Here is an 18,931-nt window from a genome sequence, read left to right as displayed (position 1 = left end):
CACGCAGACGGGCGAGCCGATGAGCGCCGCGGCCATCACGCTGCCGAGCGTCGAGGTGCCGGCCGGCGACCTCGACGCGGCAGCGGTCGAGGCGCTGCAGGCCGAGCTCATGGCGCTCGACCGGGCCGACTTCCTCGGCGCGTCCGACGAGCAGGGCACCCTCGCCCTGCAGGTGCTCTACGACGACGGCTCGATCCAAGCGGCGCTGGACGAGACCTACGACGCCGGCAGCGTCTTCGTGGTCTCCGCGCTCCGGGAGAGCGTGGCGGCGGATGGCGCGCGCTCCCCCGTCATGGATCCCCCGATGAGCACGGCGGCGCCGGTCATCGCCGGCGCCGAGGCCTCGGCGATGGCCAGCGCGCGCCTCTCCCAGCCGCCGGCGCCGCGCGCTGCAGCGCCCGCCGTGCTGCACGAGTCGTCAGTGCGCAGCGCGCATCAGCCGCACACGGTGACGACGACGAGCGAGGCGTTGACGCGCAGCGTCCGCTCGTCGAACACCGCGCGCGCATCGATGTGGTCGAACGCCGTCGTCGCCATGCCGATGCCCGAGAGCTCGGGGTCGGTGAGCGCTCCCTCCAACAGCGCGTCGAGCGAGGCCGCCATCTGCGCAGGATCGCTCGGCCGCGTCAGCTGCGCACCGTAGCGAGCGGGAGCGCAGCCGGCGTCCAGGTGCTCGGTGACCGACTCGGGGAACTCCCCCAGAGGCACCTGCGACGTGGGCGCGAACAGGGCGGCGCGCGCCTCGGATGCAGCGGTCGCGTGAGGGTTCGGCTCCATGGGCTCGAGCCCCGCAGCCTCGCGCAGCGCATCGACCTCCCGCAGCAGCGCCGCCTGGTCGATGGATCGGGCGACCGGCAGCCGATCGACGTGCAGGTACTGCTGGCAGCGCTCCGCGATCACGGTCGCGAGCTGGTCGCTGCGGAGCCCGGTGCACGCGTAGGAGAAGAGCTCTGTCGGCATGATCGAGCCGTCGGCCTCGACGTAGGAGTCCTGCCACGGCGGCACGAGCGCGCCCAAGCCCTCCTCGTCGTCGAAGGCCTCGTCGAGCGCAGTCGCGAGCGCGGCGTCAGCGTCGAGCCCGTCGCGCTCCCAGACGTGATGCAGGTACTCGTGGGCGAGCAGCTCCGGCTGCCGGAAGTCGGTCCACTCCGAGGTGACGACGATCGCCGGCTCCTCCGGCTCGTAGCAGGCGCCCGCGTCCGTGCCGCACTCCGACGCGACGCTGTCGCTGCTCCGCAGGGCGACGGGAGGCAGCTCCTCGACGATGAGGTCCTCGAGCATGGCGGCGAGCACGGGGTCGCGCTCGAGGTCCCCGCCCGTCGGCGGGCTCTCCTGGCCGGGAGCGCTCTGCGCAGGCGGGGCGGCATCGCTCGCCGTGGCGCCCGTCTGGCCCGGCCCCCCGCATCCGCTCAGGGCCACCCCGAGCGCCATGATCATCGCTGCCCCTGCCGCGCGCGCTCCGAAGCTCATGCGCGGATGCTAGCAAGCGCGCGCCGAGCGGATCCGACTACGCCTGCACTGCCTCGCGCTCGCGCACCGTGCGCTGCCCGACGACCGCCGAGACCCCGTCCTGCCGCATCGAGACACCGTACAGCGCATCCGCGATCTCCATCGTGCGCTTCTGGTGCGTGATGATGATCAGCTGGCTGCTCTCGCGCAGCTGCTCGAACACCGCGAGCAGCCGGCCCAGGTTGGCGTCGTCGAGCGCCGCCTCCACCTCGTCCATGATGTAGAACGGGCTCGGCCGCGCCTTGAAGATCGCCACCATCAGCGCGACGGCCGCGAGCGAGCGCTCGCCGCCGGAGAGCAGCGAGATGCGGTCGATCTTCTTGCCCGCCGGGCGCACGGTCACCTCGACGCCCGTCTCGAGCAAGTCGTCGGGGTCGGTGAGCGTGAGCGCGCCGGAGCCGCCGGGGAACAGCACCGGGAACACCTCGGCGAAGGCCGACCTCGTGTCCTCGAAGGCGGCCGCGAAGATCGTCTGCATCGTCTCGTCGAGGTCGGCGATGATCTGCTCGAGGTCGGTGCGGGTCTTGGCGAGATCGGCGAGCTGCTCGGTGAGGAAGGTGTGGCGCTGCTCGAGCGCCTCGAACTCCTCCAGCGCGAGCGGGTTCACGCGGCCGAGGCGCGCGAGCTTGCGCTCCGCCTCCTGCAGCCTCGACTGCTCGCCCTTGCGATCCCAGCCCTCCTCCGGCGCGTACTCCGCGACGAGCACGCGCTCCTCGAGCCCCAGCTCGCTGCCCGCGCGCTCGAGCAGGTTCGACAGGTGCAGGCGCTGCTCGTACGCCTCCATCTCCGCCACGTGCACGTGCTCGGTGAGCTCCTGCAGGCGCTCGCGCAGACCGCCCTCGTCGCGCCGCAGCCGCGAGAGCTCCTCGTTGCGATCGCGCCGCGAGGCCTCGCGCTCGGCCAGCACCGCGCGCGCCCGCTGCACGGAGCGCTCGGCGACCGCGAGCACCGGCGGGATGGCGGAGAGCACGCGGGCGGCCTGCTCGCGCTGCCGCTCGCGCAGCACCGCGCGGCGAGCGGCCTCCTCGGCGCGCGCCCGCTGCGCCTCCACGTCGCGGGCGAGCGACTCGGCACGGGCGAGCTCTGCCCGCACGCGCTCGCGCGCCGTCTCGAGCTCGATCCGCAGGTCCGTCTCGCCGCCGCGAGCCGCCTCCAGCTCGGCCAGCAGCCCCTCGCGGGCGGACGCGTCGAGCATGGGCCGCGGCTTCGCCTGGAAGCGGTCGAGGGCCAGCTCGGCCGCGTCGACGCCGCGCCGTGCCTCCTCGATGCCGCGCCGGGCCTCCGCCAGCGCCGCCTCCGCGCGCTCATGCTCGCCGGAGGCCGACTCGAGCCTCGCGCGCGCCCGGCTGCGCTGCTCACCGCGCGCCGCCGAGGCCGCGTCGTGCGCGCGCAGCGCCTCCAGCGCCTCCGCCGAAGCCCGCTTTGCCTGCTGGTGCGCCTGGCGGGCATCCTCGAGCGCTCCCGCCTCGCGCTCGATCGCGGTCGAGAGCTCGTCGAGCCGCTCGGTCGCCGCGTCTCGCTCGGCGATCAGCTCGAGCCGCGACTGCGAGTCGTCGCTGCCCCCGCGCATCAGGTATTCGCTCACGTAGTCGCCGCGCCGCGTCACGACGGTCACGGGCGCGCCGAGCTCGAGCGCCGCGATCGCGGGGCCCGCCTGCTGCGCGGCCTCCAAGGAGTCGACGACGAACGTGAACGCGAGCACGCCCAGCACCCCGGCGGGCGCGTCGACCACGGAGGGCGCGTGCACCGCACCCTCGACCTTCGGGACCGTCGGCCGCATGGGCACGGCGTTGCCGACGACAGCCTCGATGCGTCCGAGCCCCTCGCGGTGCGCGTGCTCGATGGCGGCGGCGGCGGCTTCCCGCGTCTCGGCGAGCACCGCTTCACCCAGGGTGCCCAGCGCGGCCGCGATCGCCGCCTCGAAGCCCTTCTCGACCTTCACGCGCTCGGCCACGAGCCCGTCGAGGCCATCGAGGCCGGCATCGACGAGCCCAGCGGACGCGTTCGCCTTCGACAGCGCCAGGTTCAGAGCCGAGGTGCGGGCGGCGACGGCATCGCGCTCGCGCTCGACCGCGTGGAGCGCGTCGCGCCGCTCGTCGAGCGCGCTCGAGAGCCGGGCCTGGGCGTCGTCGGCGTCGCGATACCGCCGGGAGAGCGACTCGGCGTCGTCGACCTCCTGCTCGTCGCCCGTCTCCTCGGCAGCAGCGCTGGCCTCGGCGAGGCGCTGCTCGGCGTTCGCGAGGGCGCTCTCGCGCCGCACGACCTCGGCCTCGCGGGCCGCGAGCGTCGACTGCGCCACCTCGACCTTCGAGCGGTGCCCTGCGGCCTCGAGGTCGTGCTTCGAGACCAGCGCGGCCTGCGCGGCGATCTCCTCGTCGAGCGAGTCGAGGTTGGCGCGTGCCAGTGCGGTCGCCGATGCCGCCCTGCCGAGCCGAGCCTCGGCATCCGCCACCCGCCCCTGCAGCGACCCGGCCTCCTCGCGCGCTGCCTGCACCATCTCGGGCGTCACGAGCGGCGCGGCGTCGCCCATCTCGGGAGCCTCCTCGAGCAGCGCGAGGCGCTGCCCCGCGAGCGCGTGCAGCGACTGCAGGCGCGAGAGCTCCCGCTCGAGCGCGTGCGCCACGTCGCGAGCCTGATCGACGTCGTCCCCGACCATCGAGGCCTCGATGCGGCTGGCGCGCAGCTGCGCCTGCTCCAGCTGCTCCTGGAGCACGATGCGCTCGGACTTGCGCTCGGACTCCGAGCGGGCGGATGCGTCGAGCTGCGCTCGGAGACCGATGACCTCGTCGGCGATCAGCCGGGCTCGTGCATCGCGCACCGTCGCTTGGATGGTCGCGGCCTCCTTCGCGATCTCGGCCTGCTGGCCGAGCGGCTTCAGCTGCCGCCGGATCTCTCCGGTGAGATCCTGCAGGCGCGTGAGGTTCGCCTGCATCGCGTCGAGCTTCCGGAGCGTCTTCTCCTTCCGGCGCCGATGCTTGAGGATGCCCGCGGCCTCCTCGATGTAGCCGCGGCGGTCCGTAGGCGTCGCCTGCAGCACGTTGTCGAGCTGCCCCTGGCCGACGATCACGTGCATCTCGCGGCCGAGCCCCGAGTCGCTGAGGAGCTCCTGCACGTCGAGCAAGCGGCACGACTCGCCGTTGATCGCGTACTCCGAGCCGCCGTTGCGGAAGAGCGTGCGCGAGATCTGCACCTCGGCGTACTCGATCGGCAGCGCTCCGTCGGCGTTGTCGATCACGAGCTCCACGTGCGCGCGGCCCAGCGGGCCCGTCGTGGCGGTGCCGGCGAAGATGACGTCCTCCATCTTGCCGCCGCGCAGCGTCTTCGCGCCCTGCTCGCCCATCACCCAGGCGAGGGCATCGACCACGTTCGACTTGCCGGAGCCGTTGGGGCCGACCACGCACGTCACGCCGGGCTCGAACTGGAAGGTCGTCGGGCGCGCGAACGACTTGAAGCCCTTGACGGTCAGGGTCTTGAGGTGCATGCGGCTCCCGATTCGTGGCTGCGAACACCGTAGCCCGGCGATTCCGCGTTGCGCGCACGGCACGCGCTGTTCTACGCTGCAAGGCTGCCCGCAGGCACGGTGCCTCGCGCGAGCGGCAGAGCACCCATGCACGCCTTCACGATCGACGACCTCGCCCTGCCCGCCGCGCCGGACGAGCAGAGCGCTGCGGGCGCCGGCTTCCGGGCTGCCCACGAGCACGGCGAGCGCATCGGCGTCGAGCGCTACGGTGCGGGCCTCGCGAGCCTCACCGCCGAGGAGCGGCTCGCCGCCTGGCAGCCGTCGGCGGCCGAGCGCCACGTCAAGCGCGTGGTGCGCGACGGCGGGCGGGTCATCGCCTCGTCGAGCCTCTGGCTGCCCATGCTCGAGTCGACCGAGGTCGGTGACCACGGCGTCTCGGTCGAGGCAGGGCTGCCGGATGGGGATCGCCGCGCGCTGATCGACGCGCTCGTCGACGATGCCGAGCGGATCGCCGCCGAGCATGGCCGCACGACGCTCATGGGCGGATCCCCCGCCGGCCCGACCGGCGCGGTCTCGGCATCGACGGGCTTCGGCGGCGCCGACCCCGACGAGCCGGAGGCCGCGGCGCTCCTCGCCCGCGGCTACCGGCTCGAGCAGGTCTACCGCATGAGCGTCGCCGACGTGCGGCTGCTGGAGCGCCGGGACGGCTCCCCCGATCACCCCTCCCTCGATGAGCGCTGGGCGCATGCCTCAGGGCGCGCCGCGGCCGCCGGCTACGAGACGATCGCGTGGTCGGGCCCCGCTCCGGCCGAGCACCGCCCCGCCATGCGCGCCCTCCACGAGGCGATGTCGGTGGACGCGCCGGTCGGAGGCCTCGCGCTCGAGGCCGAGTCCTGGAGCGACGAGCGCCTGGCGGAGTTCGAGCGGCAGAAGACGGCCGGCGGTCGCACGATGCGCACCGTGGTCGCGCGGCACCGCGCCTCCGGCGAGCTCGCCGGCTTCACGACCCTCTTCATCGGCAGCGGCGACGTCGCGCGGCAGCACGACACGATCGTCACGCGCGCGCACCGAGGGAACGGGCTCGGCATGCTCCTGAAGATCGCCAACCTGGTGCAGCTGCGCGAGCACCACCCGACGCATCCGCGGGTCGTGACGATGAACGCCGAGGAGAACCGCCACATGCTCGCCGTCAACGAGGCGACCGGCTTCGTACCCGTCGCCTACGAGGGCGTCTGGCAGCGGAACGTCACAGGATGAGCATCGAGATCGTGCAGGTGCCGACGCCGGAGCGCTGGGATGACGAGAGCGAAGGGGCGCGGCTGCTGCGCGCGTACGTCGACGTGCGCAACGCCGTCGTGGTCGAGCTCTTCGGCGGTGACGCCAGCCACGCCTTCAGCTATCGGCAGGCGTGGGCGCAGTGGCGCAACCAGCGGGGCGTCGAGGAGGCCCTGCGGCCGCTCGCGCTGCTCGACGGCGAGCCGGTCGGGCGCGGCTACGCCGCCCGCAGCCTGCTCGAGGCGCAGACGATCGCCGAGGTCGACGTGCTCGTGCGCTCCGACGCGCGTCGCCGGGGCGTCGCGACGGCGCTCGCCGACGACATGCTGGGCCGCATGCGCGCGCAGGGCGCGACCACCTTCCAGGCGTGGGTCGACCATCACCCCGCGCCCGGGCCCGTGCTGCGGGCGCCGACCGGCGTCGGCGAGGTGCCGGCCGAGACGGCAGCCGTGCGGCTGCTGCAGCGCTACGGATTCGAGCTCGAGCAGGTCGAGCGCATGAGCGAGCTCGCGGTCGCCGATGCGACCGAGGCGCTCGCGGAGCATCGCGCGACCGCCGAGCAGCGGGCGCTGCCGCGCTACCGCGTGCAGCGCTGGCAGGGCCGCACCCCGCCGGAGCGCATCGACGCGCTCGCGGCCCTGCACGCCCGCATGTCGACCGACGCCCCGGCAGCCGGCCTCGAGCACGAGCCCGAGCGCTGGGATGCGCAGCGCCTCCGCGCCTACGAGGACGCCCAGGTCGAGGGCGGTCGCACGCTCCTGCGCGCCATCGCGGTCGACGAGGCGACCGATGCGGTGGTCGCGTTCACGACGCTCGTGAGCGCCGGCGACTCCGCCGCCTGGTACCAGCACGACACGCTCGTGCACGGGGAGCACCGCGGGCACCGGCTCGGCATGCTGGTGAAGGCGGCGAACCTGGAAGCGCTGCTCGTCGCGGCACCCGACGCCATCGTGCGCACCTGGAACGCCGCGGAGAACGTGCACATGCTCGCCGTCAACGAGTCGCTCGGGTTCCGGCGCGTGCTCGACGAGGGCGCCTGGCAGCGGAAGGACGCGACGTGACGACCCCGATGCTCGAGTGGACGGCGATCACGGCGCCCGAGGATGCCTTCGACGAGCCGGCGCTGACGCGCATCGCCCGCTACGTCACGACCTCCAACCGCGTCTCCCAGCACTTCTGGGGCGACGAGCGCGGCGACTCGACGGTCGAGGAGATCGTCGCGAGCCTGCGCCTCGGCCAGGACGCGATCACGCGCCGGTGGCTCGTCTCGGAAGCCGGGCGCGACGTCGGCCGCGGCATCGTCTCCATCAATCGCGAGGAGGGCGCGAGCGTCGCCTACGCCTCTGCCTGGGTCGTGCCCGATGCGCGCAGTCGAGGCATCGGCCGCGCGATCGCCGAGCGCGTCGAGGTCGAGGCGGCACGCCTGGGCGCCACGACCGTGCAGGTGTGGGCCGACCACCGCGTGCCGACCGAGGGCCAGCCGGCCATCAGCCCCCGCAGCGGCACCGGCGTCGTCGCCGCCGACGCCCCGTCGCGGCTCCTCGCGTCGATGGGCTACGCCCTCGAGCAGGTCGAGCGGGTCTCCGAGCTCGACGTCGAGGCGGCCAGGGCGTCGCTCGAAGGGCACCGGGCGGATGCGCTGGCGCACGCGGGCGAGGCCTACGAGGTGCGGTCGTGGCGGGGCGCGACGCCGCCGGAGCTGCAGGAGGGCATGGCCGCGCTCTACGCGCGCATGGCGACGGACGCACCGCGTGCCGGGCTCGAGGTCGACGAGGAGCAGTGGGACGCCGCTCGGCTGCAGCGCGTCGAGCGGCAGCACGAGGCGGCGCACCTGACGCCGCTGCAGGCGGTCGCGCTGCACCGCGAGAGCGGCGTGCCGGTCGCCTTCACGGTGCTGCTGCTGCCGGAGCCCGGCAGGCCCGCCTTCCAGGAGGAGACGCTCGTGCGCACCGATCACCGCGGCCACCGCCTCGGCATGCTCGTGAAGGCCGAGAACCTGCTGCAGCTGGGCCGGCTGCACCCCGACCGCACGCGCATCATCACCTGGAACGCCGAGGAGAACCGCCCCATGCTGCGCGTGAACGAGGCGCTGGGATTCCGGCCCGTCGCTGCGGAGGGCGGCTGGCAGCGCAGCCTCGCGGACGCGCCCTCCCCCGGTTGAGCCGCACAGTCGAGGGTCGGCGCGACCTGCGAGCATGAGGCCATGAGCGAGACCGACGCGACCTCCGGCCCCCGCGGCACCACCGCATCCGACCGCGCCGAGCAGGCGCCCACCGCGCCCGCCGTCACCGGCATCGCCGCCGACCTCCGTGAGGCCGTGACGAGCGGCAGGACGCGCCCGCGCGCCTACCGCGAGCAGCAGCTCGACGCGCTCGTGCGCATGCTGCTGCAGAACGTGTCGCAGTGGCAGGCGGCGCTCGCCGCCGATCTCGGCAAGAGCGAGATCGAGTCGCACCTGACCGAGATCGGGGTGCTCGTCGCGGAGGCGCGCGCGGCCCGGCGCAGCCTGCGGCGTTGGATGGCGCCGACGCACGTGGTCGCGCCGCTCGCCCTGCAGCCGGCGCTGGCGAAGACGGTGGCGGAGCCGCTCGGCGCCGCGCTCGTGATCGCGCCGTGGAACTACCCGCTGCAGCTGGCGCTCGCACCTGCGATCGGTGCGATCGCCGCCGGCGACGCGGTCGCGATCAAGCCGAGCGAGGTGGCGCCGGCGACCTCGGCGCTGCTCGCCGCGCTCGTGCCCGCCTACCTCGATGCGCGCTCCGTGCGGGTCGTCGAGGGCGGGGTCGAGGAGACGACGGCGCTGCTGGACGAGCGCTGGGACCTCATCTTCTACACCGGCAACGGCACGGTGGCGCGCATCGTCGCCGCGGCCGCGGCGAAGCACCTCACGCCCACGGTCCTCGAGCTGGGCGGCAAGAGCCCCGTCTACGTGCACCGCTCGGCCGACCTCGCGGTGGCCGCCGACCGCATCGCGTGGGGCAAGTGGCTGAACGCCGGCCAGACATGCGTCGCACCCGATCACGTGCTGGTGGACCGCGAGGTCGAGGCGGCGCTGGTCGCCGAGCTGCGCAGGGCGACGGCCGAGCAGCTGGGCGATGCCCGCGCCTCGGCCGACTACGGTCGCATCGTCAACCAGCGCCACGTCGAGCGGCTCTCGGGCCTGCTCGGCGGGGCGACGGTCGTGACGGGCGGCGAGGTCGACGCGGATGCGCGCTACATGGCGCCGACCATCCTGACCGACGTCGTCGAGGGTGCGCCGGCGATGCAGCAGGAGATCTTCGGGCCGATCCTGCCCGTGCTGCCCGTCGACGGGGTCGACGGCTTCATCGCCGCGATGCGCGGCGCCGAGAAGCCCCTCGCCCTCTACGTCTTCGCCAGGGACGCCGATGCGGTGCGTCGCGTCGAGCGCGAGACCTCATCGGGCGCGGTGGGCGTCAACGTCGCCGTGGCGCACGTGGGCGCCGGCAACCTGCCCTTCGGCGGGGTGGGCGAGAGCGGCTCGGGCGCGTACCACGGCAAGGCGTCGTTCGAGGCGTTCAGCCACCGGAAGCCCGTGCTCTTGAAGCCGACCGCGATCGACACGCTGCGCCTGATCTACCCGCCCTTCGATCAGCAGTGGCGCCGCGAGCTGGTGCAGCGCATCCTGGGCTGACTCCCGCACGGCCGCCTGCCGCTGCCTGAGGAGCGCGCGCCGCAGGCGCACGCGTCTCGAAGGCTCACCGCTTCGGCGCGATGTGCTCCGCCGCCCAGCGCACCATCGGCTGCAGCTCCTCGACGGTGTCGAACAGCGCATCGAGCAGCTCCGGGCCCAGCGCATCCGCCTCGTCGACGTGGCGCCGCGCCATCACCCACTTGTAGCGCAGCAGCGCGATGCGCGGGTGCGCCGGATCGACGCCGCGCGGCGCGGTCTTCAGCTGCTCGCCGCCGAGCTCGTAGCCAGCGCCCTCGAGCTGTTCGAGGATGCCCTCGAGCTCGGTGCCGGGCCCGACCGCCTCGACCGCTGCGCGGTAGGCCTTCGTGAGGCTCGCGTCGCCGAAGAAGCCGCCGCCGAGCGAGACCCCGCTGGCGTCGAGGTTGAGGAACCAGCCGATCCCCGGCGCCCGCTGCGCGAAGAGCCCCTGGCGCGTCTTGTAGGGCGTCTTGTCGTGGCTGAAGCGCACGTCGCGGTAGGGCCGGTACACCTTGACGGTGCTCGCGATCGGCTCGAGCTCCTCGGCCAGCGCTTCGAAGGGTGCCCGCACGTGCGCGTCGTAGCGCGGCTTGTTGTCGAGCCACCACGCCCGCTCGTTGTTGGCCTCGAGGTCGCGGTAGAACGCGAAGGCCTCTGCTGAGAATCCGGTGAAGACCATCGAGCCAGCCTACGACCGGCACGGCGGCCGCTCAGACGTCGAGGCCGCGCGGCCGCCGCTGGCACCGCGGGCATCGCGTCGAGCCGCGGTTCGCCCACGCTTCGCGCACCATGATCGCCCCGCACCGGCGGCAGGGCTGCCCACCCCGGCCATAGGCGTTGAGCGAGTGCTCGAAGTAGCCCGCCTGGCCGTTGACGTTGACGTACTGCGCGTCGAACGAGGTGCCGCCCTCGGCGAGCGCCTGGTCGAGCACGTCGCGCACGTCGGCGAGCAGGCCGAGAGCCCGCGCCTGCGTGAGCCGCTGCCCGGGCGTCGCGTAGTGCAGCCGGCTGCGCCACAGCGCCTCGTCGGCGTAGATGTTGCCGATGCCCGAGACCAGCTGCTGGTCGAGCAGGGCGGCCTTCACCCCCTGACGGCGCAGCCGCAGGCGGCGGGCGACGGCGGATGCGTCGAAGGCGGGGTGGATCGGGTCGAGCGCGATGTGCGCGGCCTGGTCGGGCACCGCCGCAGCGCTGCCCGCGTGCTGCAGCGGCCGCACGGCGAGCCCGCCGAAGATGCGCTGGTCTGCGAAGCGCAGCTCGAGCTGGCCGTGCTCCGGATGGTCGAGCAGGAGCCGGATCCGCGTGTGGCGGTCGGGAGCGGCGCCCGGCTCCCGCACCAGCAGCTGACCCGACATGCCCAGGTGCGCGAGCAGCGCATCCGTCCTGCCCCCGTTGGTGGCGGGAGCGATGGGCACCCAGAGGAACTTGCCTCGCCGCGCCGGCGCGTCGAGCGCGCGGCCGACGAGCGCGGCCTCGAAGTCGGCGGCGTCGCCGCCGTGTCGCGAGATCGAGCGCGGCTCGAGCACCTCGACGGCGTCGATGCGCGCGCCGGTGACCGCGGGGGCGAGGCCGGCCCTGACGACCTCGACCTCTGGCAGCTCCGGCACGTCAGTGCCTCACGGCTGCTGCGCGCCCGCGGTCAGCTGCTCGTGCGCTGCGAGCGCGGCGGCCATCTCCGCCACCTTCTTGCTGGAGCCGGTGCCCGTGGCGACGGCTGCATCGTCGATCAGCACCGTCGCGGTGAAGGAGCGCGCGTGATCCGGACCCTCAGCCTCGATCGCGTAGGCCGGAGCACCCAGCCCCTGCGCGGCAGCGACTTCCTGCAGCGCGGTCTTCGGGTCGAGCGCGGCGCCCGCGCGGCCCGGGTCGTCGAGCAGAGGGCCGACGAGCCGGAGCACGAGCTCGGCGGATGCGGTGTGCCCGGCGCTGAGGAACGCGGCACCGAAGACCGCCTCCATCGTGTCGGCGAGGATCGACGGCTTGTCCGCTCCGCCGGAGGCCGCCTCGCCCTTGCCGAGCAGGATGTGCTGGCCGAGGCCGATGCCGCGAGCGACCTCGGCGAGCGCCACGGTCGAGACGACGCCGGCGCGGCGCTTCGCGAGCTGCCCCTCGGGCGCGCTGGGGTGACGGCGGTAGAGCTCGATCGTGATGGCCTGGCCGAGGATGGAGTCGCCGAGGAACTCGAGGCGCTCGTTGTGCGGCACGCCGCCTTGCTCATAGGCCCATGAGCGATGCGTCAGTGCCAACGCGAGAAGCTCGGGGTCGATGTCGACCCCGAGCTGCTCGAGCAGTCGGCTGTGCGCCGGTGATGCCGCGTGCTCCGTCATGCGACGGCGATCCTCGTCAGAGGGATCAGACGTCGGCGACCTTGCGGCCCTTGTACTCCATGTACAGCGGAGTGCCGGCCGAGTCCTCGACCACCTTCGCGCGGTGCGGGAGGCTGTAGACGGTCTTGCCGCCCTCGACGGTCTTGACCAGCTTCGGGGCCTCGGCCTTCCACTGCGAACGGCGCGCACGGGTGTTCGACCGCGACATCTTCCTCTTGGGAACAGCCATTGCTCACTCCTTCTTCGACGCCTGGGCGTCATCATCCGACTGGTCGTCGGCTACGTCTTGTGCGAATCCTTGGAGCGCAGCCCATCGTGGATCGATGGTCTCCGCCGGCACGTGATCGGTGCCAGGCTCGAGCCGCTCCCCTGTCTCAGGGTCGAGCCCAGAGCAGTCCGGTCGGTCGACCGGTTGGAACGGCAGCGCCAGCACGACCGCGTCCCGGACCACCGAAAGCATGTCGACTGATTCGTCGACCACGAGGTAGTCCGATTCCGACGCACCATCATACGTGAAGAGCTCGAGGAAGTCGACATCGAGGTCGAGGTCGAACTCCGTGAGGCACCGCGCGCACGTGGCGAGGGCCGTCACTCCGGCGGTGCCGGTGGCGAGGATCCCCTCGTGCACGCTCTCGAGGCGCAGCACCAGGTCGACCGGCTGATCGGGCAGCACGGCTGCCAGGCCCTCGCCGACCTTCTCGCCGAAGGGAGCGGTCGTGATGACCTCGCGCATCTCGCCCGGCCTGCGCACGATGTCGCGCACAGAGATCACGAACGGGTGGGGGGTTGGCATGCATCCATCGTACCGGCGACCACCGACGGCACCGGCCAGCGGCGGTCCGCGCCGGAGGTCGTCGTGCCGGTGCAGCCGTGTCAGTGGCTCGTGTGACACTTCGCCCATGACGACGGATGCGGTGCACGAGCAGGAGCCGGAGGGCGCGGTCTCGTCCGCTGCCGTGCCGCAGCTGCCGCCGCTTCTGACGCCCGATATGCCGCCGCAGCTACCGCCGCATCGCGTGCCGGTGCCGTTCGCTCCCGACGTCCTCGACGGGCCGACGTGGCTGCGCGGTGGTGCGCACCCGCTCGACTCGCCCGCGGAGCGGTCGGTCGTCGCATCGAGCGCACCGCTCCCGGCCGCTCCGGTCGCGGGTCGTGATGTGGCGGAGTCTGCGATGCGTGCGGTGGTGGAGATCGATGCGGCGATCGCGAGCCTGGAAGCGATGCGGGTGCGGTTCCTCGCCGGCATCGGGCACGTGGCGGTGCAGGACGCGCTCGAGGAGCATCTCGACCCTGGCGTCGGTGTCCGCGACGTCGCGTGCGAGCTGGCGCTGATGGGTCGGCGCAGCGACCGCACGATCGAGGCCGACATCGGGCACGCCATGGAGCAGGTCACCGCGTGGCCAGCGACGCTGGAGGCGTGGGGTGCGGCGCGCATCCACCGCGGCCACGTCGCCGTGATCGCCGAGATCGGCAGTGCCATCCAAGACCCCGAAGGGCGCGCCGCGTTCGAGCAGGCGCTGCTTCCGCATGCCGAGCAGACCACGCCGGGGCGGCTCCGCGCGATCGCCCGCCGAGCGCTCGAGGAGCACCTGGAGCGGCCCCTCGCCGCCCGACACAGGACGGCCCGTGACCGCCGCGGGGTGTTCCAGGAGGAGCTCGACGACGGCATGTCGCGGCTGGAGCTCATCGCCCCGACCGTGCTGGTCGCCGCGACCCACGACCGGCTCACGCAGATGGCCAAGGCCACGCTTCGCGCGGCCACCGGCAGCGGCGAGGGCAAGGACGAGGACCCACGCACGTTCGCCCAGCTGCGAGCAGACCTCATGTGCGACCTGCTCCTCACCGCCGACCCGACCGGCGTCACCCTCGACGCCATCCGCGCAGAGGTGAGCATCATCATGCCCGCCGAGGTCCTCACCGGCGACGACGAGGGCGACGACGCCGACGATCTCAGCAACGTCGAACGCCGCAACGCCGGCGTCGCGCGCCTCTCCACCGGCGCCCCCGTCGACCCCGTGACCGCCCGGCGTCTCGCCGAGCGCTCCTCCGCCTGGACCAGGCTCTTCACCGACCCGCTCACCGGCCACGTCACCGCCGTCGACACCTACACGCCCACCAAGCCCCTCCAGCGGCTCCTCCGAGCCCGCGACCAACGCTGCAGATGGCCCGGCTGCGGCCAGCGCGCCCACCGCAGCGACCTCGACCACACCATCCCCTGGGCAGAGGGCGGCACCACCGACATGCTCAACCTCGCCCACCTCTGCAGGCGGCACCACACGCTGAAGGGCACGCAGCTCTCCGGTGCCAGACGATGGAAGGTGACACAGCGCGCACCCGGCGTGCTCGCCTTCACCTCACCCACCGGCAAGACGTACGTCGACGAACCACCGGAGACCGGGCCCGTCTTCCGCGAACGAGCACCGGAGCCAGTGACATGGGGTGCTGGCAGCGATGCCAGCGCAAGCCCACGGCAATGCTGACGCCTCGCCTGCACCTCTCGCGAGTGAGCGCGAGCGCCGCGCGCACCCACCTCGACCAGCGCACGATCGAACGTGAGGATCTCTGCCACATCGGTGTCATGATGCATCCGTGACAGCGTTGCGCCCGGTGCCCCTTGCACTCATCGGCTGGCTCGTGTGCGTCGAGCTCACGAGCGGCGTCCTCCAGGGCTACTACGTGACCCTCACCCCGGACATCGCGCGCCACATCGGCGTCACCGATGCCGACGTCAACTGGCTCGAGGCCGGCCAGCTGCTGCTCTCGGCGCTCATGGTGCCGGTGCTGGCGAAGCTCGGCGACATGCACGGCCACAAGAGGATGCTGCTGCTCTCGACCGCGATCACCGCGGGCGCCAGCTGGTGGATGGCGTTCTCCGGCGACTTCTGGAGCTACCTCATCGCCTTCTCGCTCCAGGGTGCGTACACCGTCTGGCTGCCGCTGGAGGTGGCCCTCATCTTCGACCGCGGCCGCCGCACCGGCGTCGCGCCCTCCGCGACCCGTCGCGCCGCCGGCCTCCTCGTGGTCGCGCTCCAAGCCGGCGCCATCATCGGCGCACTCGGCGCTGCCGTCGCCTTCGGGGCGTTCGGCGACGCCATGGCACCGACGCTCATGCTCCCCGCCGCGATGGTGACGCTGTGCTTCTTCGCGATCCTCTGGGGCGTGCCCGAGTCGGAACCGCTCCCGGGCCGCGAGCTCGATGCCGGCGGCTTCGTGCTGCTCGCGCTCTCGCTGCTCACCATCACCTCCGGCCTCACCTTCCTCAAGATCGGCGGCCCCGAGGCGTGGTGGGGCTGGGCGGTGATGGCGATCGGCATCGCGCTGCTGCTGCCCTTCGCTCGCTGGGTGCTCGGGAAGGACGACCCGGCGATCGACCTGCGCGTCATGCGCCGGCCCGAGATGTGGCCGGTGCAGCTCACCGCGGGGCTCATCGGCGTGAGCCTGCTCGGGGCCCAGACGCCGCTCGCCACCTACGCCGGCACCGATCCCGCGCTCGGCTACGGGCTCGGCCTCGACGCGAGCGGCAGGTCGATCCTCATCGGCGTCTACCTGCTCTCGCTGATCGTCGGCGCCGCCGCGCTCGCCATCCTCTCGGCGCGCGTCCGCCCGCGCCTGCTGCTCATCGTCGCCGCGACCCTCGTCGGCGTCGGCTACCTGCTGCTGGTGCCCTTCCACCTGGAGGTCTGGCAAGTCTTCGCGTGCATGGCCGTCGCTGGGCTCGGCTCCGGTGCGCTCGTCGGCGCCCTGCCGGCGGCGGCGGCAGCGGCAGCGCCCCGCGGTCAGACAGGCGTCGCGACCGCCATGACGAACACGACGAAGACCATCGGCGGCTCCTTCGCCTCATCCATCTTCGCCATCGTGCTCGCGGTCGGCGCGATCGGCACCGCCGCGAGCCTGGGCGGCTACATCGTCGTCTGGATCATCTGCGGCGTCACGGCGCTCATCGCCGCCGTCGGCCTCGTCGCGGTGCCGAAGCTCGCCTTCGCCGACCCCGAGCCGGTGCCGACGCCGGTCGCCGCGGAGGGCTGAGCGCTGGAGCTCATCGACATCCCCGGCGGCGAGCTGCGGCAGCGCGACGCCCGCACCGGCGCCGAGCGCATCGTGCTCCTGCAGCCGTACCGGCCCGCGCGCAGGACGCTCGCCCATCGCGACGGCATCCCCGTGCACGGCGTGCGCTGGGTCGACGCCGTCGCGCTGTGCATGGATCGCGCAGGGCGCGGTCGCCGAGCCCGGTGCGGCAGCTGCGCAGGACTGGTCGGCCGCCGCCGATCGCGAGCGCGCTGGGATCCGCGGCCCCGCTGCCGGTCGGCTGGACGCCCCTGCGCGAGCTGCTGGTGTGACCGGCGGCGCTGCTCGCCCGGGCACGCAGGCGGGTCAGCCCTTCGCGCGCAGCGGCCCCTTGAAGACCCTCCACGGGTGCGTCTGCGCGACGGGCTTGATGATCGTCTCGTCGATCGACACGTGGCCCGGCAGCGCGAGGATGTCGGTCATCACCTGGGCGACGTCGTCGGCCGAGAGCGGATCCTGCACGTCCTTGTAGACCGCATCCGCCTTCTCCTGGTCGCCCTCGAAGCGCACGAGCGAAAACTCCTCGGTCCAGACCATGCCCGGCGCCACCTCCATCACGCGGATGGGCTCGCCGTGGAGCTCGAGCCGCAGCACGTCCACGAGCTGCTTCTCAGCCGACTTCGCGGCGTTGTACCCCGAGCCGCCCGGGTAGGCGACGGTGGCCGCGATCGACGTCACGACCATGATCTCGGCGTAGCGCGCAGCGCCATCCGGACCGGGCTCGGTGGATGCGCGCAGCAGCGGCAGCACCGCGTCGATCACGCGCTTGGTGCCGATGACGTTCGCCTCGAACATCCAGCGCCAGTCGTCGATCGACGTCTCGGCGAGCTCGGCCGCACCCTTGGCGCCGCCCGCGACCTGCACGAGCCCCGTCGGGCGGAACTCCGCCGCCGCCTCGGCGAAGGCCGCGACGGCGGCCTCGTCGGTGAGATCGGCGGCGAAGGTCCGGCAGCCGATGTCGGCCGCGAGCGCCTCCAGGCGCTCGGCGCGCCTCGCGACCGCGAGCACCTCCCAACCGCGCGCGACGGCCTGCCGCGCCACCGCCTCGCCGATGCCGCTCGATGCTCCCGTGACGATGATCCGCTTCTCGCTCATAGCGCCATGCAAGCAAAAGAGATCAGATCTCGCCACTCGGGCGCGGATGGCGCGTCGCGACGGCGCGTCGTCGACGCAGTGTTACGCCGTGCGACGCGCCCCTCTGGCGATCCGCGGCCCGCCGTCGCAGGCTGGAGCCACGACCTCATCCCTGGCGCGACCAGGCCCAGCAAGGAGACCCCATGAGCGACTGGAAGTTCGAGACCCTGCAGGTGCATGCGGGCGCGCAGCCCGACCCGACGACCAATGCCCGCATCACGCCGGTCTACCGCACCACCTCCTACGTGTTCGACAGCGCCGACCACGCCGCGCGCCTGTTCGGCCTCGCCGAGTTCGGCAACATCTACTCGCGCATCATGAACCCGACGAACGACGTCGTCGAGCAGCGCCTCGCGGCGCTCGAAGGGGGCAGCGCCGCCCTCCTGCTCGCCTCGGGCCAGTCGGCCACCACGTACGCGATCCTCAACATCGCGAGCGCAGGCGACCACATCGTCTCCTCCTCGTCGATCTACGGCGGCACCTACAACCTCTTCCACTTCACGCTGCGCAAGCTCGGCGTCGACGTGACCTTCGTCGAGGACCAGGACGACCTCGACGAGTGGCGCCGCGCCATCCGCCCGAACACGAAGGCGGTCTTCGCCGAGACGATCGGCAACCCGCGCATCAACCTGCTCGACATCGCCGGCGTCTCCTCCGTCGCGCACGATGCGGGCCTGCCGCTCATCGTCGACAACACCATCGCCACGCCCTACCTGATCCGCCCGCTCGAGCACGGCGCCGACATCGTCGTCCACTCGGCGACCAAGTTCCTCGGCGGCCACGGCTCCGTCGTCGCCGGCGCCATCGTCGACGGCGGCCGCTTCGCGTGGTCGCAGTCCGACAAGTTCCCCGGACTCACCGAGCCCGACGACTCCTACCACGGCGTCACGTTCACCGAGGCGCTCGGCGACGCGATCGCCTACATCATCAAGGCCCGCGTCACGCTGCTCCGCGATGTCGGCGCATCCGCCTCCCCCGACTCCGCGTGGCAGCTGCTGCAGGGCATCGAGACGCTCTCGCTGCGCCTCGACCGCCACGTCGCGAACGCCACGGCGGTGGCGCAGTACCTCGAGTCGCACACGCAGGTCGCCGGCGTCCACTACGCGGGCCTGGCCTCGAGCCCCTGGCACGAGCGCGGCGAGCAGATCGCCCCGCGCGGCACCGGCGCGGTGCTCTCGTTCGAGCTCGTCGGCGGCGTCGAGGCCGGCAAGGCCCTCGTCGAGGCGCTCGAGCTCTTCAGCCACCTCGCCAACATCGGTGACGTGCGCTCGCTCGTGATCCATCCCGCCTCGACGACGCACGCCCAGCTCACGCCCGAGCAGCAGCTGACGGCCGGCGTCACCCCTGGCCTCGTGCGCCTCTCCGTCGGCATCGAGCACGTCGACGACCTGATCGCCGACCTCGGTCGCGGCCTCGAGGCGGCAGCCGCAAAGGCCCGGGCCTCGCATGCCGCAGCGGTCGAGGCGGCCGTCTGATCACCCCGGCGGAGAG

Annotated in this window: 15 protein-coding genes; 7 read left to right on the top strand and 8 right to left on the bottom strand. The window is 73.1% G+C overall.

The features are described 5' to 3' along the window. Positions 1–435: 435 nt before the first annotated feature. Together AA0Z99_RS03275 and smc are read right to left on the bottom strand one after the other, a co-directional pair. The gene (locus AA0Z99_RS03275; RefSeq protein WP_413319412.1) at positions 436–1,470 is read right to left on the bottom strand and encodes a hypothetical protein; all 1,035 of its coding nucleotides are present in this window, start codon (positions 1,468–1,470) and stop codon (positions 436–438) included. 37 nt (positions 1,471–1,507) lie between these two features. After that, positions 1,508–4,990 (bottom strand): chromosome segregation protein SMC, encoded by a 3,483-nt coding sequence (gene smc / locus AA0Z99_RS03270; protein WP_413319410.1) that lies wholly within the window; start codon positions 4,988–4,990, stop codon positions 1,508–1,510. 126 nt (positions 4,991–5,116) lie between these two features. Between smc and AA0Z99_RS03265 the strand changes: the two genes are divergently transcribed. The 4 genes from AA0Z99_RS03265 to AA0Z99_RS03250 are packed head-to-tail and all read left to right on the top strand — an operon-like array spanning position 5,117 to position 9,896. Further along, on the top strand, positions 5,117–6,226 hold the full coding sequence (locus tag AA0Z99_RS03265; RefSeq protein WP_413319409.1) for a hypothetical protein: 1,110 nt from the start codon (positions 5,117–5,119) through the stop codon (positions 6,224–6,226). After that, positions 6,223–7,305, top strand: a complete 1,083-nt coding sequence (locus AA0Z99_RS03260; protein WP_413319407.1) for an N-acetyltransferase family protein — start codon at positions 6,223–6,225, stop codon at positions 7,303–7,305. Before AA0Z99_RS03265 ends, AA0Z99_RS03260 begins: the two co-directional genes overlap by 4 nt. Further along, on the top strand, positions 7,302–8,405 hold the full coding sequence (locus tag AA0Z99_RS03255; protein ID WP_413319405.1) for a GNAT family N-acetyltransferase: 1,104 nt from the start codon (positions 7,302–7,304) through the stop codon (positions 8,403–8,405). The genes AA0Z99_RS03260 and AA0Z99_RS03255 overlap by 4 nt, the downstream gene beginning before the upstream one ends. Positions 8,406–8,447: 42 nt before the next feature. Then, positions 8,448–9,896 (top strand): aldehyde dehydrogenase family protein, encoded by a 1,449-nt coding sequence (locus tag AA0Z99_RS03250; protein WP_413319403.1) that lies wholly within the window; start codon positions 8,448–8,450, stop codon positions 9,894–9,896. Between the two features lie 64 nt (positions 9,897–9,960). Here the strand turns inward: AA0Z99_RS03250 and AA0Z99_RS03245 are convergent, their stop codons facing one another. Genes AA0Z99_RS03245 through AA0Z99_RS03225 form a run of 5 tightly spaced genes read right to left on the bottom strand, consistent with a single transcriptional unit; the run spans position 9,961 to position 13,034 of the window. Then, the gene (locus AA0Z99_RS03245; RefSeq protein ID WP_413319401.1) at positions 9,961–10,593 is read right to left on the bottom strand and encodes a DUF2461 domain-containing protein; all 633 of its coding nucleotides are present in this window, start codon (positions 10,591–10,593) and stop codon (positions 9,961–9,963) included. 31 nt (positions 10,594–10,624) lie between these two features. After that, positions 10,625–11,521 (bottom strand): bifunctional DNA-formamidopyrimidine glycosylase/DNA-(apurinic or apyrimidinic site) lyase, encoded by an 897-nt coding sequence (mutM, locus tag AA0Z99_RS03240; RefSeq protein WP_413319399.1) that lies wholly within the window; start codon positions 11,519–11,521, stop codon positions 10,625–10,627. 9 nt (positions 11,522–11,530) lie between these two features. Further along, positions 11,531–12,241, bottom strand: coding sequence for a ribonuclease III (rnc, locus tag AA0Z99_RS03235; protein WP_413319397.1), 711 nt, complete (start codon positions 12,239–12,241; stop codon positions 11,531–11,533). A gap of 25 nt (positions 12,242–12,266) precedes the next feature. Further along, positions 12,267–12,470 (bottom strand): 50S ribosomal protein L32, encoded by a 204-nt coding sequence (rpmF, locus tag AA0Z99_RS03230; protein ID WP_072313798.1) that lies wholly within the window; start codon positions 12,468–12,470, stop codon positions 12,267–12,269. 3 nt (positions 12,471–12,473) lie between these two features. Then, entirely contained in the window at positions 12,474–13,034 is a 561-nt protein-coding gene (locus tag AA0Z99_RS03225; protein WP_413319395.1) for a YceD family protein, read from the bottom strand. 106 nt (positions 13,035–13,140) lie between these two features. Between AA0Z99_RS03225 and AA0Z99_RS03220 the strand changes: the two genes are divergently transcribed. After that, a complete protein-coding gene (locus AA0Z99_RS03220) occupies positions 13,141–14,721 on the top strand; it encodes a DUF222 domain-containing protein (protein ID WP_413319393.1) in 1,581 nt (526 codons plus the stop codon). Between the two features lie 109 nt (positions 14,722–14,830). Next, a complete protein-coding gene (locus AA0Z99_RS03215) occupies positions 14,831–16,267 on the top strand; it encodes an MFS transporter (RefSeq protein WP_413319391.1) in 1,437 nt (478 codons plus the stop codon). Positions 16,268–16,612: 345 nt separating this feature from the next. On the opposite strand, the gene AA0Z99_RS03210 is transcribed toward AA0Z99_RS03215, so the two are convergent. Further along, a complete protein-coding gene (locus tag AA0Z99_RS03210) occupies positions 16,613–17,401 on the bottom strand; it encodes an SDR family NAD(P)-dependent oxidoreductase (protein WP_413319389.1) in 789 nt (262 codons plus the stop codon). A 182-nt stretch (positions 17,402–17,583) separates the two neighbouring features. Between AA0Z99_RS03210 and AA0Z99_RS03205 the strand changes: the two genes are divergently transcribed. Then, complete coding sequence (locus AA0Z99_RS03205) at positions 17,584–18,915, top strand: bifunctional o-acetylhomoserine/o-acetylserine sulfhydrylase (protein WP_413319388.1); 1,332 nt, start codon at positions 17,584–17,586, stop codon at positions 18,913–18,915. Positions 18,916–18,931: the final 16 nt, after the last annotated feature.

The organism is Agrococcus phoenicis (assembly GCF_047302415.1).
Classification (GTDB): domain Bacteria; phylum Actinomycetota; class Actinomycetes; order Actinomycetales; family Microbacteriaceae; genus Agrococcus.
Note: the sequence above shows the minus strand (reverse complement) of the source record. Positions and strands in the feature narration are given on the sequence as shown.

Coding starts and splice junctions, on each gene's coding strand:
- AA0Z99_RS03275 (WP_413319412.1), bottom strand. CDS start 1,470: ATGAGCTTCGGAGCGCGCGCGGCAGGGGCAGCGATGATCATGGCGCTC.
- smc (WP_413319410.1), bottom strand. CDS start 4,990: ATGCACCTCAAGACCCTGACCGTCAAGGGCTTCAAGTCGTTCGCGCGC.
- AA0Z99_RS03265 (WP_413319409.1), top strand. CDS start 5,117: ATGCACGCCTTCACGATCGACGACCTCGCCCTGCCCGCCGCGCCGGAC.
- AA0Z99_RS03260 (WP_413319407.1), top strand. CDS start 6,223: ATGAGCATCGAGATCGTGCAGGTGCCGACGCCGGAGCGCTGGGATGAC.
- AA0Z99_RS03250 (WP_413319403.1), top strand. CDS start 8,448: ATGAGCGAGACCGACGCGACCTCCGGCCCCCGCGGCACCACCGCATCC.
- AA0Z99_RS03245 (WP_413319401.1), bottom strand. CDS start 10,593: ATGGTCTTCACCGGATTCTCAGCAGAGGCCTTCGCGTTCTACCGCGAC.
- rnc (WP_413319397.1), bottom strand. CDS start 12,241: ATGACGGAGCACGCGGCATCACCGGCGCACAGCCGACTGCTCGAGCAG.
- rpmF (WP_072313798.1), bottom strand. CDS start 12,470: ATGGCTGTTCCCAAGAGGAAGATGTCGCGGTCGAACACCCGTGCGCGC.
- AA0Z99_RS03225 (WP_413319395.1), bottom strand. CDS start 13,034: ATGCCAACCCCCCACCCGTTCGTGATCTCTGTGCGCGACATCGTGCGC.
- AA0Z99_RS03220 (WP_413319393.1), top strand. CDS start 13,141: ATGACGACGGATGCGGTGCACGAGCAGGAGCCGGAGGGCGCGGTCTCG.
- AA0Z99_RS03210 (WP_413319389.1), bottom strand. CDS start 17,401: ATGAGCGAGAAGCGGATCATCGTCACGGGAGCATCGAGCGGCATCGGC.
- AA0Z99_RS03205 (WP_413319388.1), top strand. CDS start 17,584: ATGAGCGACTGGAAGTTCGAGACCCTGCAGGTGCATGCGGGCGCGCAG.